The 16651-nt window shown below is 67.8% G+C and carries 15 protein-coding genes; 6 read left to right on the plus strand and 9 right to left on the minus strand.

Translation table 11 applies throughout. The features are described from left to right. Positions 1 to 14: 14 nt before the first annotated feature. On the minus strand, positions 15 to 566 hold the full coding sequence (locus AC1RLU_RS10550) for a hypothetical protein (RefSeq protein ID WP_142114977.1): 552 nt from the start codon (positions 564 to 566) through the stop codon (positions 15 to 17). Positions 567 to 580: 14 nt separating this feature from the next. Continuing rightward, complete coding sequence (locus tag AC1RLU_RS10555; RefSeq protein ID WP_492795461.1) at positions 581 to 2389, minus strand: PAS domain-containing sensor histidine kinase; 1809 nt, start codon at positions 2387 to 2389, stop codon at positions 581 to 583. A gap of 324 nt (positions 2390 to 2713) precedes the next feature. Here AC1RLU_RS10555 and AC1RLU_RS10560 point away from each other — a divergent pair, with 324 nt between their 5' ends. Together AC1RLU_RS10560 and AC1RLU_RS10565 are read left to right on the plus strand one after the other, a co-directional pair. After that, complete coding sequence (locus AC1RLU_RS10560) at positions 2714 to 2983, plus strand: hypothetical protein (protein ID WP_492795462.1); 270 nt, start codon at positions 2714 to 2716, stop codon at positions 2981 to 2983. 40 nt (positions 2984 to 3023) lie between these two features. Then, positions 3024 to 3452 (plus strand): SufE family protein, encoded by a 429-nt coding sequence (locus AC1RLU_RS10565; protein ID WP_061965578.1) that lies wholly within the window; start codon positions 3024 to 3026, stop codon positions 3450 to 3452. A gap of 6 nt (positions 3453 to 3458) precedes the next feature. On the opposite strand, the gene AC1RLU_RS10570 is transcribed toward AC1RLU_RS10565, so the two are convergent. From AC1RLU_RS10570 to AC1RLU_RS10580, 3 genes are all read right to left on the minus strand, one after another. Beyond that, on the minus strand, positions 3459 to 4253 hold the full coding sequence (locus AC1RLU_RS10570; protein WP_492795464.1) for a DUF6456 domain-containing protein: 795 nt from the start codon (positions 4251 to 4253) through the stop codon (positions 3459 to 3461). After that, positions 4250 to 4618 (minus strand): helix-turn-helix domain-containing protein, encoded by a 369-nt coding sequence (locus AC1RLU_RS10575; RefSeq protein ID WP_492795466.1) that lies wholly within the window; start codon positions 4616 to 4618, stop codon positions 4250 to 4252. Before AC1RLU_RS10575 ends, AC1RLU_RS10570 begins: the two co-directional genes overlap by 4 nt. Positions 4619 to 4856: 238 nt before the next feature. After that, positions 4857 to 5273: a Ros/MucR family transcriptional regulator gene (locus AC1RLU_RS10580; protein WP_061964725.1), complete on the minus strand. Its 417-nt coding sequence runs from the start codon at positions 5271 to 5273 to the stop codon at positions 4857 to 4859. A 331-nt stretch (positions 5274 to 5604) separates the two neighbouring features. Between AC1RLU_RS10580 and AC1RLU_RS10585 the strand changes: the two genes are divergently transcribed. Continuing rightward, complete coding sequence (locus AC1RLU_RS10585) at positions 5605 to 7776, plus strand: S9 family peptidase (RefSeq protein ID WP_492795468.1); 2172 nt, start codon at positions 5605 to 5607, stop codon at positions 7774 to 7776. Here the strand turns inward: AC1RLU_RS10585 and AC1RLU_RS10590 are convergent, their stop codons facing one another. After that, positions 7777 to 9174 carry a hypothetical protein gene (locus AC1RLU_RS10590; protein WP_492795469.1) on the minus strand — a complete coding sequence of 466 codons (1398 nt, stop codon included), beginning with the start codon at positions 9172 to 9174 and terminating at the stop codon, positions 7777 to 7779. Positions 9175 to 9452: 278 nt separating this feature from the next. On the opposite strand from AC1RLU_RS10590, the gene AC1RLU_RS10595 reads away from it, so the two are divergent. Next, complete coding sequence (locus AC1RLU_RS10595; protein ID WP_492795470.1) at positions 9453 to 10049, plus strand: superoxide dismutase; 597 nt, start codon at positions 9453 to 9455, stop codon at positions 10047 to 10049. A gap of 224 nt (positions 10050 to 10273) precedes the next feature. Here the strand turns inward: AC1RLU_RS10595 and AC1RLU_RS10600 are convergent, their stop codons facing one another. Then, the gene (locus AC1RLU_RS10600) at positions 10274 to 11959 is read right to left on the minus strand and encodes a methyl-accepting chemotaxis protein (RefSeq protein ID WP_492795472.1); all 1686 of its coding nucleotides are present in this window, start codon (positions 11957 to 11959) and stop codon (positions 10274 to 10276) included. Between the two features lie 114 nt (positions 11960 to 12073). Next, a complete protein-coding gene (locus AC1RLU_RS10605; RefSeq protein ID WP_492795474.1) occupies positions 12074 to 12907 on the minus strand; it encodes a ChbG/HpnK family deacetylase in 834 nt (277 codons plus the stop codon). Between the two features lie 194 nt (positions 12908 to 13101). On the opposite strand from AC1RLU_RS10605, the gene AC1RLU_RS10610 reads away from it, so the two are divergent. Further along, the gene (locus AC1RLU_RS10610) at positions 13102 to 14133 is read left to right on the plus strand and encodes a glycosyltransferase family 2 protein (RefSeq protein WP_244492697.1); all 1032 of its coding nucleotides are present in this window, start codon (positions 13102 to 13104) and stop codon (positions 14131 to 14133) included. A gap of 6 nt (positions 14134 to 14139) precedes the next feature. Next, the gene (gene murJ, locus AC1RLU_RS10615; RefSeq protein WP_492795476.1) at positions 14140 to 15666 is read left to right on the plus strand and encodes a murein biosynthesis integral membrane protein MurJ; all 1527 of its coding nucleotides are present in this window, start codon (positions 14140 to 14142) and stop codon (positions 15664 to 15666) included. Here the strand turns inward: murJ and AC1RLU_RS10620 are convergent, their stop codons facing one another. Further along, entirely contained in the window at positions 15667 to 16644 is a 978-nt protein-coding gene (locus tag AC1RLU_RS10620) for an NAD(P)H-dependent flavin oxidoreductase (RefSeq protein ID WP_492795478.1), read from the minus strand. Between the last annotated feature and the right edge of the window lie 7 nt (positions 16645 to 16651).

Consider the following 16651-nt stretch of genomic DNA (forward strand, 5'->3'; position numbering starts at 1 on the left):
TCAGGCGCCGCCGATCAGGTGCGCGGGGCTGTGGCTGAACGGCTGGCCGCTCTGACATCCGCAGGCGGGCGCAGGTCGCCGTTGATCAGGTCGGCGATCGGATCGCGCGCGGGAGCCGCCGCAGCGCGCGGCGCAGGTGCAGCGGCCCGCGGCGCGGCCTGAACCGGCGCCGGCGGCCGGGGTTGCGCTTCGCGCGTGGCTTGCGCCTGGGACAGATCGTTCGGTCGCGCCGGCGGGCGGATCGGCTGCGCTGCGGGAGCCTCGACGGCGGGAGCAGGCACCGGTTCGGTGCGGCGCTCGGTCGTGGCCCGCGGCTGCGAGGCCGGCGCTGACGAAGAGAGGATCGGGGCCGGATGGCGCGCCTTCTGGAACAGCAGCGCATTGGCGACGATGGCGATCGAGACGATACCGAAGGTCAGCAGGACAAGCGCCCTGCCCGGCCGCTGCCCGGCGGTGCGGGCGACCCGGCCAAGCCAGGATGTCTTGCGTCGCGCCGGTTGGGCACGGCGCACCGGGGCGGACAGGGAAGCGCCTGAATGGGCGCGGGCGGCCATGGTCACGGACATCGGTCAGCTCGTCTTCAGGCGGTCAGGCGGAGAGGTTCTTTGGTATCGATGCCCCGGCGCGGAGCCCGGGCGAAAGTCACGATCTTGGCCGGCTGTTCGACGCCCTCGATGCCGCCGACCGGCAGCCGGACCGAGACGCGCGTGCCGATGTCCGGCGCGCTCTCGACCGTCAGGCGGCCGCCATGCAGGCCGACGAGCCCGCGCACCACGGACAGCCCGAGGCCGGTGCCCTCATGGCTGCGATCATAGGCGCCCTTGGCCTGGAAGAAGGGATCGCCCAGCCGGGGCAGGTCGGCAGCGGCGATGCCGATGCCGGTGTCGGATACCGAGAGATCGATCGTGTCGCCGTCGCGCACGACGGCAAGCGTCACGCGACCACCGGCCGGCGTGAACTTGATCGCGTTCGACAGGAGGTTGAGCACGACCTGCTTCAGCGCGCGCCGATCGCCTTCCATCGCAGGCAGGGCCGGCCCGGTCACGCGCTCCAGCGCGATGCCGCCGGCCTCGGCCCGCAGCGCCATCAGCGCGCAGCAATCCTGCACCATCGCGGCGAGATCGAGCGGCTCGCGCTCGATGGTCATCGCGCCGCTCTCGATCTTGGAGATGTCGAGCAGGGTGTTCACGACATCGAGCAGGTGATGGCCGGAGGCGTGGATGATGCGGGCATATTCGAGACGCTTCTGCGCATCGAGCCAGCCATTGTCCTCGGCGCTCAGCATCTCGGAGAAGCCGATGATCGCGTTCAACGGCGTGCGCAGCTCGTGGCTCACCGTCGCCAGGAACTGGCCCTTGATGTCGTTCGCGCGCAGCGCCTCGGCATGGCCGCGCTCGCGGGTTTCCTCGGCGGCCCGGCGCTCGGTCACGTCGCGCATCACGCAGACCACGGCCGCGCCATCGGCGGCAGCGGCGCCGGCAACGCGGCAGGCCTGCATCTCCAGCCAGAGCGAGACCGGCAACCTGGCCTCGCCCGCACCTTCGCGCGGCACGAAGAGTGTCCGGAAGCAGGCGGTCACGCCCTCCCCGCCATGAGCGGCATCGCTCAGCGCCTTCAGGAAAAGCGGCCGGTCGGCAATGTGGACGCGCTCGAACAGGCCGCGCCCGAGCAGTTCACGCGGATCGGCACCAGCCAGCGCCCGCGCCGCGGCATTGGCGAAGACGACCGCGCCGTTGGCGTCATGCCAGGTGACGAGATCGCCGACATGATCGAGCAGAAGCTGAGAACGCGCATCCGAGACGCGCTGCTCGCGCTCCTCGGCATGGCGCCGGCGCAGCAGGACCGCCGTCACGACCAGGGCCTGGGCCAGCGCGGACATCGCCAGAAGCGGCATCGCCTCGCCGGCCCACACCATCGTTTCGGAGAAAAGGCCGAGCCATTGCAGCCCGATGGCGGCGAACAGCGCGCCGACCGCGATCCAGCCGGCCCGCAGCATGAAGCCGCGCGAACCGAAGAAGGCCGCCTCGACCGGCACGACCGCCAGCCAGAGCAGCAAGGGGGAGGACAGACCGCCGGTCGCGCCCGCAAGCGCCACGATGAAGAGGGACAGCGCGGCGGAGGACAGCGCATGCGCCCGATCGAGACGGCCCGTGCGGGAAACCAGCGCCACGGAGAGAACAGCAAGCGCGGCAGCGACGATCATGGCCGCCTCGAAGGCGCCAGGCGCGCCGCGCCAGGCGAGATAGGCCGGAGCAAGGCCGAGCATGCCGCCACCGACGAGCAGGCGCGACAGAACGAAACGTTCGTGACGCCGCCTTTTCGCCGGGTCCGACTGCACCGATGCATGCACCAGTGCTGCCGCCTGTGTCCTCAATGCTGTCATCGCCATACGGAACGCAACGCCTTGCTTTCGCGGATACCCGATCCGCTTGGCCCAATCTCGCCATGGCCGGTTTAAGCGGGGCTTAAGGCGAAGCGCGGCGAAAGCCCGGGCCTGCGGCGGAAAGCGATTTTTCTGTAGAATTTTCATATAGTTATATAAAATCTTCGCGTTTTCTCGGCACGAGCCGATGTTCGTGGCAAGGTGAACGGAAGCTGAAGATCACTTGCGGCATTCGACTCGCATTTGAGCGTTTGGAATGACGCGATTTTTCGATATCCCGGTCTAGGTTGTTCTCGCGGCGCAAGAGAGGCGCCGACGATGGAGACCGACATGGCCTACCTGCTGCGCAAGATCGCGATCATCGGCCTGATCGCCGTGAACTCGCCCGTGCATAGCGGCAAGCCGGCCGACGCCGCATTGCCGCAGGCCATGTGGCAAGCAGCCGAAACGGCCCGGACCGAGACGCGCACGGTCGCAGGCAGCCTGACCGCCGCGCGCGAAGCGGCCGAGATCCTCGCGGGAATGGACCCGGCCTTGCGCGAGCGCATCCTGCATGCCGCGGCGACGGCGGTGATCGGGAAGCAGGCGCCGCAGCGCTGAACGCTTGACGCTCCCCCGCAATCGCGGGAAGACGCCGGTCATGACGACAAGCCTCGACGACATCGTCGCGAATTTCGAACTGCTCGACGAGTGGGACGATCGCTATCGCTATCTCATCGAACTCGGCAAGGGCCTGGAGCCCCTGCCCGAGGAAGCGCATGTCGACGCCAACAAGGTGCGCGGCTGCGCGAGCCAGGTCTGGCTCGTTGCCCATCGCGATGGCGGCAGCGGCCCGCAGACGCGGCTTCGCTTCGTCGGCGACAGCGACGCCCATATCGTGCGCGGGCTCGTCGCGCTGGCGCTGGCGATCTTCTCCGGGCGGGAAGCGGCGGAGATCCTCGCGACCGACGCCTTCGCCATCTATGAGCGCCTTGGCCTTGCCGCCCATCTCACGCCGCAGCGCTCGAACGGCGTGCGCGCCATGATCGACCGGATCAAGCGCGACGCCCAGGCTGCCGCCGCAACCTGAGCCGCTTCAGCCGGCGGCCGGGAATTCGCTCGGCCGGGCATCGGCTGCCTGCCAACTGCGCACCCCGCTCTGCCGTGTGCGGCGGTCCAGGCCGTAATGCGTCACCAGGGTCGCCAGCGCGACGCGCAGCACGACCTTGGCCGAACGCGGCGGCCAGCGGCGCTCCTTCTCGACGAGATCGAGCCCCTTGAGAAAGCCGCAGATATCGATCGCGAGACCTGACAGCTCCGGCCCCAGCCGGTCACAGGCGAGCCTGACGCGCTGACGCGCGGCGAGCGCCGTGTCGGACGAGCCGGCGACGTCGCGCGGGCCCGCCCCCGCCTGCTCCGGGGTGAGTGCCGCATCCCAGTTCATCGTCACGCGTGGCAGCATCCCGGCCAGGGTGATATCGGCGCGGAAGCGCTCGCCGGCCGCGAATTCCTCGTCGCCGATCTGCGGCGTGCCGTCCTTGCCCGGGCGGCGATAGAGCCAGAGCAGTGGACTTTCGCGATCGTCCATCGCGGGAGCCGGCGGCTCGCCCGGCTCGGCTCGGGCCTTTTCCACGACCGGCGCGTCCGGCACCGATGGAGCGAGGCCGAGGCGGGCCGCTTTGGCATCTTTCGACCAGGCGACGAGCCCTTCCGCCGCCAAGGCCTGCACGGTTTCCGACGCGACATAACCGGCACCCAGGCTTGTGCCGTTCACGGTCCGGTAGAGCGCGATGCGCCCACATCCCAGCGGGGAAACCAGGCCATAACATCCGGGCGCAGCGAGATGCCTCAGGAGCCGGCCGCGTTCCTTGCCTTCGATTTCAGCGCTCATCGGCGGGCCTCCGCCAGTTGGTCGACCAGCCTCGTCATCGTGACCAGAAGTGCGGCTTCCAGGGCGGTCAACCCGAACTCCAGCCCCGGGTCGTCGCGGCGATCCTCGATCAGGGCACAGGCATGGCGAACGGTGGTGCGGTCCCGGCCGAAGCAGATGCCGACACGGGTGAGGCTCAGGCCGAAGGCGACATGGGCGAGATACATCGCCGTCTGGCGAGCCACCGCAATCGACTTCCGGCCTCGATGCGCGGCCCGCAGGCCGGCCAGCGGAATCCGGGTCGCGGCTGCGATGGCCACTTCCGCCAGACGCGCAACGGCGCTGGCACGCAGGGCAGTTTGGGATTGGTCGCGCTCTTTGTTCATGATATGTTCCTATTCAGAGTCAGCCGCCCCTCCCCGCGAGGCGTGACCGATATAGGATTATATTCTTATATTCCGACTAGCAACCCCGCAGCCGGCTTTATCCCCGCCCCTCCCGACGAGACGCATGAAAAAAGCCGCCGAGATCATCGGCGGCTTTTTCCGGGGGCGGCGTAGCCAGAGCATCTTCTTCCCGCAAACCGAAGTTCACGTCGCTCGAAAATGCTCTATCGCACGCGGCTCAGCGGCGCTTGCGGCGCTGCTGGCCGAGGCCCATCTTCTTCGCAAGCTGCGAGCGCGCCTCGGCATAGTTCGGCGCGACCATCGGATAGTCCGGCGGCAAGCCCCACTTCTCGCGGTACTGCTCGGGCGACATGTTGTACTGCGTACGCAGATGCCGCTTCAGCGACTTGAACTTCTTCCCGTCTTCCAAGCAGATCAGGTAATCGGCCGTGATCGACTTCTTCACGGGGATGGCGGGCTTGGGAGCCTCGGCCTGCACCACAGGCGCGGCGCCACCAATGACCCGGCTCAGCGCCGAATGCACTTCGCTGATCAGTGCCGGCAAATCCGAGGCAGGCACGGAATTGTTGGAGACATAGGCGGAAACGATATCCGCCGTCAGCTCAATGAAGTCCGCTCCGTCGTTCTCGGCCATGGCGATGTTTCTCCTTATCGTTCTTGCTGGCGTTATGCGCTGACCGTCCACCGCCTTGCGCCCGATAGCCTGATGAATATTACCAATAGTGGGTCAAGCACCATCGGCCCAGAATCAGACAACGCGGACTGATCGAGATATGCGTTTATTCCATGCTGTTTAGTTACGCAAGTCAGCAAATTCCAACAATTATTGTAGTGAAGCGTCAATATTTCGCCACCCGGATGCTGCGTTGCACTGAATGCAAAAAATCAAAGCCGCAGATGGCCTCGATGTCTTGCAAGCTGATCCCGCCGCCTCTACGTGTCAGCGCCCCAGATCGGAGATCGTCATGCGCCTGGATCAGGATCGCCACTCCCCAAGCGCCGCGCCACGCAGGTCCCACCGGATACCCCCGCCGCCGCGCGCCGAGATCCGGACGGCGGAAACGCAGGTCCACGGCGTCACCTTGCGCGACGACTATGGTTGGCTGCGCGCGGACAACTGGAAGGATGTGCTGCGGGAACCCAACGTCCTGCCGGCCGATATCCGCAGCTATCTCGAAGCCGAGAACGCTTTTTGCAAGGCCTTGATGGCGCCAACGCGCGCATTGCAAAAGGAACTGGTCAAGGAGATGCGCGGCCGGATCAAGGAGGACGATGCGAGCGTCCCGCAGCCGGACGGGCCGTTCCTGTACTATTCGCGCTACCGCAAGGGAGCCGAGCATCCGCTGATCTGCCGCAAGCCGCGCAGCATGGCGGGAAAGACCGGCCGGGCGGGCGAGCAGATCATGCTCGATGCCGATGCCCTTGCTGAAGACAAGGATTTCTTCGATCTCGGCGACGCCGCGCATAGCCCGGATCATCGCCTGCTCGCCTGGAGCGCCGACGAGGCCGGCTCGGAACTGCATACGATCCACGTCAGGGACCTGGAGAGCGGGGACGATCTGCCGGACCTCGTCAAGGACACGACCGGCGAGATCATCTGGGCCAGCGATTCCCGCTCGTTCTTCTATGTCGCGCTCGATGACGATCACCGCCCGTCGCGGGTGAAGCGCCACCGGCTCGGCGAGCAGGCCGAGCTGGACGCGTTGCTGCATGACGAAGCTGATGCCGGCATGTTCGTCGATATCGACAAGACCCAGTCCGGGCGTTTCCTGCTGATCACGGTTGGCGATCACGAGACCTCAGAGACGCGCATCCTCGACCTGGACCGGCCGGAGGCGAAGCCCGTCCTCGTCGCGGAACGCGAGCCTGGGCGCCAGTACAGCCTGGAGCACCACGGCGACGTCTTCGCGATCCTGACCAATGCCGGTGGCGCCGAGGACTTCAAGATCGTCACGGCCCCCGTCGACGCGCCCGCTCCGGCGAATTGGCGCGACCTGATCGCACACAAGCCGGGCCGTCTCATCCTCGATCATGTCTGCCTGAAGGGGCGGCTGATCCGGCTGGAGCGCGAGGACGGGCTGCCGCGCATCGTCATCCGCGATTTCGCCGATGGCGCAGAGCGCAGCATCGCCTTCGACGAGGAAGCCTATGGGCTGGGCATGGATGCGGGCTACGAGTTCGAGACCGATACGCTGCGCTTCATCTATGCCTCGATGGCGCGGCCGGCCGAAACCTATGACTACGACCTTGCCACCGGCGCGCGGACCTTGCTGAAGCGGCAGGAGGTGCCCTCCGGCCACGATCCGGCCAGCTACCGCGTGCGCCGGATCTTCGCCACCGCCTCGGACGGCGCGCGCGTACCGATCTCGATCCTGCATCGGGCCGATCTTAAGCTCGACGGCAGCGCGCCCTGTCTGCTCTACGGCTACGGTTCCTACGGCTCGGCGATGTCAGCCTCGTTCCGGACGCGGCCGCTCAGCCTGGTCGATCGCGGCTTCGTCTATGCGATTGCGCATGTGCGGGGCGGCACCGACAAGGGCTGGCGCTGGTATCTCGACGGCAAGCGCGAGAACAAGCGCAACACCTTCACCGATTTCATCGCCGCCGCCGGGGCGCTGGCCGATGCCGGCTTCACGACGCGCGGCCGCATCGTCGCAGAAGGCGGCAGCGCCGGCGGGATGCTGATGGGCGCGGTCGCCAACATGGCCCCCGAACTCTTCGCCGGCATCGTCGCAGAGGTTCCCTTCGTCGACGTGCTCAACACGATCCTCGACGACACCCTACCGCTGACGCCGCCGGAATGGCCGGAATGGGGCGACCCGATCCGCGACGTGAAGGCCTTCGAGACCATCCGCAGCTATTCGCCTTATGACAATGTCACGGCACAGGCCTACCCGCCGATCCTCGCCATGGCCGGGCTGACCGATCCGCGCGTGACCTATTGGGAGCCGGCGAAATGGGTCGCGCGCCTGCGCGCCACCATGACCGGCGGCGGGCCGGTCCTGCTGCACACCAACATGGAAGCCGGCCATGCCGGGTCGGCCGGGCGCTTCGACTCGCTGAAGGAGACCGCCCTGGCCTATGCCTTCGCCATCCATACGGTGGGCGAAGGCTGGGACGCGGCGAAGGGCGCCTGATCAGACGCCCAGCCGGCTCTTCTCGCTGGCGAGATAGACCTTCAGCTCGTCCATCGAGGCGAAGCTGTATTCGCCATCGGGGGTCCGTGCCCGGATCGAGCCATCGGCGAAGATGGTGAAATGCGCATCGCCGACCTGATAGGCGCCGACGATACCCTCGTCGGAGGCAGGACGGCTGTCGGTTGCGGCCGGAGCCGCCTCGGCCTGTGGCTCGACCGTCTCGACGGGCTCGGCCGCCGATTCCGGCTCGACGTTCCCTGCGTCGGATTCGTCATCCTGAAGCGGCGGATCGTCGGCATCGGAAACAGCCTCGGTTTCGGCATCGCCAGCCGCAGGCTCGGCCGGTGCATCGAAGGCGTGAGGCTCCGTCCGCGGCGGCCAAAGCGGAGCCTGCACTTCGGCGGACACCTCTTCGGCGGCGGCGGGAGACGTATCGAGCCAGGGCTCCCGGCGCGGCGAAGCGCGGTCCATCCAGGTCTCGGCTTCGGCGAAGGGGTCGGGCTCCTGCGAGAAGGACGGCTCGACGCGCCCGGTTGCGGGCTCCGGCTCGTTCAGGTGGCCCGCCAGGCTCTCGCGCAGGGCGCTGAACTCGTCACGCTCGGCTTCGTCGCCGGCTGCCGCGATGGCCTCCCCCGCCTCGGCAGGAGCCGCCGCGGGCTCGTCGGCCGGCGGCTTGACCGAAGGCCGGTCGCCGAAGGGAACCGGCGCGTCATGCGCGGCGAAGGCTTCCTCATCGGCCAACGGCTGGACATCGGCCGCAGCGGGCTCTGCCGGCTCATGCTCTTCCGCTTCGAAGGCGACCGGCTGGGGAGATGCGGTCGGCTGCGCCTCCTCGAACATGTCGGGCAGCGGCTCGGCTTCCTCAGCCTGGGTCTGTGCCGTTTCAGATGCCGCCTCGGGCTCGCTCTCCGCAGCCGGTTCCGGCTCCTGCAGGTCATGCGCGACGGGCGCGCCGAACAGGTCCCGGTCCCCGGATGAAGCGGGCACCTCGGCGGGAGACGTTGCGTTTTCGTCTTCGGGCCCGGTCAGGGCCTGCGCTACGGCGCTCGTCGCCGCAGCGCCGGCTACCGCGCCGATCGCAACCGGGGCCACGGAGTGCGTGAATGCGGCGGCGTCGTCGCGCGGGAGCGACACGGGCGGGGCTTCCACCGCCGAGGCCGCAGGTAACGGCATGGCGGAACGAAGCTCGATCGCCTCGACCAACGCGCGCCGGGTCGCCCTGACTTCCCTGAGTATCCAGGCGAGCGAGAGCATGATCAGGCCGGCGCTGCTCGCGATCGAGCCCATGATGACTTCGGTGAAGCCGCGTTCCAGCACCAGATAGGGCCAGCCGTCATAGATGGCATAGGCGCCACCACCGAACAGGAGCAGACCCAGAATGGTAAAAATCGCGATCAAATCGGTATCCTTGGCAGGGCCGGACCAGAGCCGGCCTTTGCGTCACTATCTAACGTATTGAATAAGAGAGAGTTTCCAATCCGGACCGCTTAGAGGGAGAAATCTGGCGCGATTGTGGCGGCCTGTCGAGAAGACATATGCTTTTCGCGATGGCAGCGGTTGTCGACCGGCGCGGAGGCGCTTAACTATCGCAGGGAATGACAGGGCCTCCGCGGCTCCGCCTGTCCCGTACAGGCCATTCTCATTTCAAGCGATTTCACAGCCCAAGGAGAGGCCTCATGTCCTTTACCCTTCCCGATCTTCCCTACGCCCATGATGCGCTCCAGCCCTTCATGTCGAAGGAGACGCTCGAGTACCATCACGACAAGCATCACCTCGCCTATGTGACCAACGGCAACAATGCCATCAAGGGCACCGAGTTCGAGGGCAAGTCGCTGGAGGAGATCGTCAAGGGCTCCTATGGCAAGAACCCCGCGATCTTCAACAATGCCGGCCAGCACTACAACCACCTCCATTTCTGGAAGTGGATGAAGCCGAATGGCGGCGGCAAGATCCCGGGCGCACTGGAGAAGGCGATCGTCGATTCGTTCGGCTCGGTCGACAAGTTCAAGGAAGACTTCGTCGCCGCCGGCGTCGGCCAGTTCGGCTCGGGCTGGGCCTGGCTCGAGGTCAAGGGCGGCAAGCTCGCCGTCAGCAAGACCCCGAACGGCGAGAGCCCGCTCGCCCACGGCGCGACCCCGATCCTCGGCGTCGACGTCTGGGAGCACTCCTACTACATCGACTACCGCAACCGTCGCCCCGACTATCTCAAGGCCTTCCTGGAGAGCCTGGTGAACTGGGACTACGTCGCCGAGCGCTTCGACGCCGCGAAGTAATTCGGCGGTCTTCCGGATACGAAAACGGGGCCTCGCGGCCCCGTTTTTTTGTTCGCGGATGTCTTCGCGCACGCGCTGCGGCGCGAAGTGCCGCTGCGCAGATGCGGGACCGCCATCCGGAAAGGGCGCCTTCTCGTCGCACGGTCCCGTGTCTGCGGCGCATCGCTGCGCGCTGCGCCGCGCACGGGATGACCCGCACCCTCAAAAAGAGCGCGCCCCGGCGCTCAGGCGGCAACGTTGCGCAGGAACTGGTCCACGGTCGAGTCGAGACGCTGGGCCTGGTCGGCGACCTCGCCGGCCGCGCCGCGCACCTGCTCGGCCGAGCGCCCGGTCTCCTCGACGCTGTCGGCGAGCACGCTGAGATCGCTCGAGACCGAGAGGGCCGAGGTACTGGCCATGGCGACGCCGCTGGCGATCTCGCCGGTCGCGATGGCCTGCTGCTCGATCGAGGTCGCGACCGAATTCGCGAATTTCTCGATGGCGTTCATCCGCTCGGCGATGTTCTGGATCGCGCCGACGACCTGGCCGGTCGCACCCTGGATGGCGGCGACCTGCGCCACGATGCGGTCGGTCGCATCCGCGGTCTGCGCCGCCAGCGACTTGACCTCGGAGGCCACCACGGCAAAGCCGCGGCCCGCTTCGCCGGCACGCGCCGCCTCGATCGTGGCATTGAGGGCGAGCAGGTTGGTCTGCGCGGCGATGTCGCGGATCAGGTTGACGACCTCGCCGATGGCGCGGGCGGTCTCGTCGAGCGCCTGCACGGAGCCTGCGGTATCGCGCGAGACGGAGGCCGCCTCGACGATCTCGGTGCGGACGCGCCGCACCTGGAACTCGACCTCGCGGATGGCCGCGCCCATCTCTTCGGCAGCCTGCGCGGCACTCTCGACATTGCCGGAGGCACCATGGGCATTGTCGGCGGCGCGGGCGGCACGGCCGGACGATTCGGCGGCGACGCGGGCAAGCCCGTCGGAAGCCTCGCGCATCCGCTCGGCATTGCTCTTGAACGCTTCGAGCGCCAGGCCGACCTCGCTGCGGAAAGAGGTGATCGCATGGTCGACGCCCTGCTGGCGCGAGCGCCGTTCGACCTCGGCCACGCTCTGCTGCTCCTCGAGCGTCGCCCGCTCGGCGAGACGAATCTTGAGGACGCCGAGCGCACGCGCGATCGCGCCGATCTCGTCACGCCGGCCCAGCGCGTCGATCGGCGTCGAGAGATTGCCGTCGGAAATGCTGACGATCGCCTTCGTCATGCTGCGCAGCGGCCGCATCGCCCGCGACAGCGAGAGCCAGAGCAGCGGGCCGAGCACCAGCAGGATCAGCAGGCCGAGCCCGATCGTCACGAACTGCTCCCAGGCGGCACGCGCCACGAGGCGCGTCTTGTCGAAGCGCAGCGCGACATAGCCGATCTGCTTCTGCTGGCTACCGACGCTAACAGCGTGAATCTTCGTTAAATAGACATCGTCCTCGACCTCGATCTCGGTGCGCGCCTGCAGCGCCTTCCAAGGCTCTTCACCTAGCCTCTCGGCCAGCCAGCGCGGCGTCAGCGACAGGCGCGCTTCCACGGTACGCCCGGCAGAAGCCAGGGCAGCCATGTCGTCTCCGACGATGCCGGCATCGAAATCGGGGTCGCGCTGCAACGAAGCGAGAATGGAACCGAGCGTGCTGTTGTCCCGCGACAGGATCAGGGACGGCGCGGCGTTGACCACCATCAAGGTCAGCGCCGTGACCTTCTGATCGAGATCGGCGCGCGTGCGGGCATCGTTGTAGCGGGCGATCGCCAGCACGACGAAGACGATGGCGACAGCGACGATCGCCACGGCTGCGGTTGCGATCTGCCGGCTGAGTGAGCCAAGGGCCTGCCTGCCCGGCTGCGCCGGCTCTCCCGCGCCGGCTGCGCGCCTGAACACCTTCATCGAGCCGACCATCTCCAGAACCGGCGCAAACTGCTGCGAAGAGCGGCGCCTCCAACCAGACGCCACAATGGCCGGTTCCGGTAAACAAATCGCTTGCGGCGCGCCGTCTCGCGATCAGTCCTCCAAGGTGGCGAAGCGGCGCAGCGGCAAGCCGGGCGGCGGCACGAAGGCAGCGATGGCGGCGTGCTCGACAGGCCGTGACGCGACCACCGGATCGAGCGCGGCAAGCTCGTCATCGACGAAGCCTGGATGGCACATGACGAGATGGCGCGGCCCCGGCTCGATCAGGAAACGGGCCAGATCCGCAGCGAAATCCCGTTGCGGATCGAAGGGCGCCACGCCGGAAAAGCCGCGATTGACGCGCAGGCCCCGCTTCAGCGCCGCGCTGCGGAAGCCGGCGGCAAGACCGGCGATGACGAGCGCCTTGCCGACCGCGACGCCGCGCGCGCGAATTGCGGCCAGACGATCCGCCGGATCGCGCACATAGAGCGTCCCCGCCGGATAGCGCCGTGCCAGGACATCGAGCAGCGCCCGCCGCACGCCAGGCAGAACATGCACATGCTGGTGACCGTCGACGAAATCCGGCCGCCGGCCGAGCGCGTCCTCGAAGGCATCGAGCTGGCACGCGATCTCGGTCGCGATCTCGGCCCGCGCCGCCGATGACATGGAGGCGGCGCGCGCAACCTCCTTCAGCTTCGGCAGGGCACCGCCAGGCGCCAGCCGTGGCATCGCTGACAGCGGCGCCGCGCAGGTGAGGTTGAGATGCAGGCCGAGATCGGCCTCGCCCGCGAAGACGGCGAGCTCCGGCGCCAGCCGGCGCCAATGCGGGCGGTTGGTCATCGCCCCGGTCGCGGTGAGCTTGCCGCGTTCGAGAAGGTCGAGGATGGCGCGGCTGACGCCGTCCGTCAGGGCGAAATCATCGGCGCACAGGATGAAGCCCTTCGCCATCGCGCGTATCGTCCCTCGTTGACCGGGCTCGCGCTATAGCGCGATGCCTTCCCGATGGGAACGCGCCGCCATAAAGTCGCGCGTTTTACCAGGGCAGTTTTACCGTGCCGGACTTGTCGCCCGGCAAGCTTTGCGGTTCTGTGCGTCGCGCCTCGCCAGAGAGGCGTATGCACCCGCAGTTTGAAAGGTCGTTCGTGACGGATATCGGGTCTCAGCCGGTTCAACGTACGCCTCGGGCCTCCCGCTGGCCCGAACTCTCGATCGTCGTGCCCGTGCACAACGAGGCCGATAACCTCGCCCTGCTCGTCGAGCGCCTGCGCACGGCGCTCACCGGGGAGGTCGCGTCCTGGGAAATCGTCTTCGTCGACGATGGCAGCCGCGATGAGACCCTTGCCGTGATCCGCGACCTAAATGCGGCCGACCCGCGCATCAGCGCCGTCTCGTTCAGCCGTAATTTCGGCAAGGAGATCGCGATCGCAGCCGGGCTCGACCATGCGCTGGGCGATGCCGTCATCATCATGGACGCCGACCTGCAGCATCCGCCGGAGACCATTCCCGCCTTCCTCGCCAAATGGCGCGAGGGCTATCTCAACGTCTACGGCCAGCGCACCGACCGCGAAGGCGAGACCCGGATGAAGCGCGGCTTCGCCAAGCTGTTCTACCGCATCTTCGGCTATTTCGGCGAAACCCCCTTGCCCGAGGGCGCCGGCGACTTCCGCCTGCTGGACCGCAAGGCCGTCGATGCCCTGCGGGCGCTGCCGGAGCGCGCCCGCTTCTCGAAAGGGCTCTATGCCTGGGTCGGTTTCCGCTCGGCCGGCGTGCCCTTCCATGTCGCCGAGCGCGAGCACGGCCAGTCCAAGTTCAAATACCGCAAGCTGTTCTCCTTCGCTTTCGACGGCTTGTCCTCCTTCTCGACCGTACCCCTGAAGATCGCGACCTGGTCCGGCGCGATCATCGCGGTGATCGCAACGCTGTCGGCGGTCTATTTCATGCTGCGGACGCTGCTCTTCGGCACCGACCTGCCCGGCTTCCCCTCGCTGATCGTCTCGATCATGTTCTTCTCGGGCATCCAGCTCGTCTCGCTCGGCATGATCGGGGAATATGTCGGGCGCATCTTCGCGGAGGTGAAGCGCCGGCCGCTCTATCTGATCGGCGAGCGCGTCGGCTTCGACGCCCGCACCGTCGACCACCCGCGCGGCGACGCCCTGCCGCCGCTGATCCGCTAGGCCTTCATGCTCAGAAACATCCTGTCGGTCGGCGGCTACACGCTGATCTCGCGCATCACCGGCTTCGTGCGCGACATCGCGCTCGCGGCTGTGCTGGGCGCGGGCGCGACGATGGACGCCTTTTCCGTCGCGCTGCGGCTGCCCAATCATTTCCGGGCGATCTTCGGCGAAGGCGCCGTCAACCAGGCCTATGTGCCGACCTATGCCCAGATCGCCGAGAAGGAGGGGCCGGAAGCGGCCAGCCTCTTCGCCGACCGGCTCTTCACCGTCCAACTGATCGTGCAGGTCGTGCTGCTGGCGCTCGCCTTGCCCCTGATGCCCTGGCTGGTCAGGCTGCTGGCGCCGGGCTTCGCCAAGGACCCGGCGGTGTTCGAGCTCGCGGTCGCGCTGACCCGGATCACCTTCCCCTATCTGCTGTTCGTGACCATGGTCACGTTCCTCGGCGCGACCCTCAATGCCGTCGAGCGCTATGCCGCCTTCGCCGCCGCGCCGATCCTGCTCAATGTCTTCATCGTCGCCGCGCTGGCCGTGCCCTTCCTGTTTCCGAGCGCAGCTCATGCCGCCGCCTGGGGCGTCGCGATCTCCGGCGTGGCGCAATGGATCGTGCTCTATGTCGCCGCCAGGCGGGCCGGCGTGTCCAGCAAGCTGGTGCGGCCGCGGGCGGATGCCGGGGTCCGGCGCTTCCTCAAGATGTTCGGGCCGGCCGTGATCGGCTCGGCCGGCGTGCAGATTTCGATCTTCGCCGATACGATCATCGCCTCGCTATTGCCGCGCGGCGGCTATGCGGCGCTCTACTATGCCGAGCGGCTCTATCAATTGCCGCTCGGGCTGATCGCCATCGCGGTCGGCACCGTCGCACTTTCGGCGATGAGCCGCGCCATCGCACGAGGCGACGATGCGGCCGCCAACCGCGCGCAGAACCGCGCCATCGCGATCTCGCTCGTCGCCAGCGCGCCCTTCGTCGCGGCTTTCGTCGCCGTACCGGAATTGATGGTCGCAGGCCTGTTCCAGCGCGGCGCCTTCGATGCGCAGGCGAGCGCGGCGGCGGGTGCCGTGCTCTTCGCCTATGCGCTCGGCCTGCCGGCAATCGTGATGATCCGCGCGCAGGTCTCGGCCTTCCAGGCGCGCGGGGACACGACGACCCCGATGCTGATCGCGCTCGCGGCGATCGCCTGCAACCTCGCCCTCAAGCTCGTGCTCTGGCGCGACTGGGGCGCACCGGGGCTGGCGCTCGCGACCGCGGCCGGCGCCTGGGTCAATCTGCTGACGCTGTTCGTGCTGGCAAGGCGGCGTGGCTGGACCGAGCCGGACCGGCGCCTGCCGGGCTTCGCGGCGATCGTCTGCGCTGCGGCGGCGATCTGCGGCTTGCTGGCCTGGTGGGGCAAGCCGCTGGCACTGAAGCTCACCGCCACCCTGCCCTTCGAGCCGCTGCTGATGACGGTGCTGCTGGTGTCCGGCGTCGCGGCGATCGTCTACGCCGTGCTTGCGGGCGGGCTGCTGAAGGCGACGGGCCTGCTCAGACTGCTGCGCTGATCAGGTGAGGAAGCGCTTCGCCCCGCCGAGCAAAGCTACAGCCTCCGCCACCATGCGCTCGACGATATCGCCGGCACCGGGAATGTCCGAGATCAACCCCGCGGCCTCGCCGAAGATGACGGCGGCCTTGTCGGGATCACCGGTCATGAAGGCCTCGCGATAGGCAGGCCCCTCGGTGGCAATGGCGTCCTTGAGCGCAGCATCGCGACCAGCCCAGCCGGCGATGAAGGCGTTGTCGGAGACGCGGATATCGAAGGGTTTCGGCCAATCAAGCTGGCGGGCGATATCAGGCAGCGAGGAGCGCACGGTCTGGTCGCCTGTCGCGGCGATGGCCGCGGCATGGTGGCGCTCATGCACCATCGCCTCGCGGCTCGCCCAGAAGCGCGTGCCGGCGAGCACGCCATCCGCGCCGAGCATCAGCGCAGCGGCGAGCCCTCGCCCGTCGGCGATGCCGCCGGCAGCAACCAGCAGCGTATCAGGGCTTTCACGAGCGATGAGGTCAGCCACCTCGGGCACGAAGGGCAGCGTCGCGCGGCTGGCACCATGCCCGCCTGCTTCAGTGCCCTGCGCAACGATGATCGCAGCACCGGCCTCGATGGCCTGACGGACATGGGCGAGCGTCTGGCACTGGCAGATCAGGGGCACGCCCGCCGCTGCGATCTCCGCAGAGAAGGGGCGCGGATCGCCGAAGGAGAGCATCAGGGCGGCCGGCTTGTGAGCCAGCGCCTGCGTCAGCAGCTCAGGCTTCCTGGCCATCGACCAGGTGATGAAGCCGCAGCCGACCTGCGTATTGCCGGCGGCAGCGAATTCCTGCGCGATCCAGCCGGCGTCGCCATAGCCTCCGCCGATAAGGCCGAGGCCGCCGGCGCGGGTGACCGCCGCGGCCAGCGCCCCGCCGCCTGCCAGCGCCATCGGCGCCGACAGGATGGGGTGGGCGATGCCGAGGCGTTCGGTCAGTCGCGTGGCGAGGCGCGCCATGGATCAG

The sequence above is a fragment of the Allobosea sp. GW822-FHT05A11 genome (assembly GCF_058800455.1).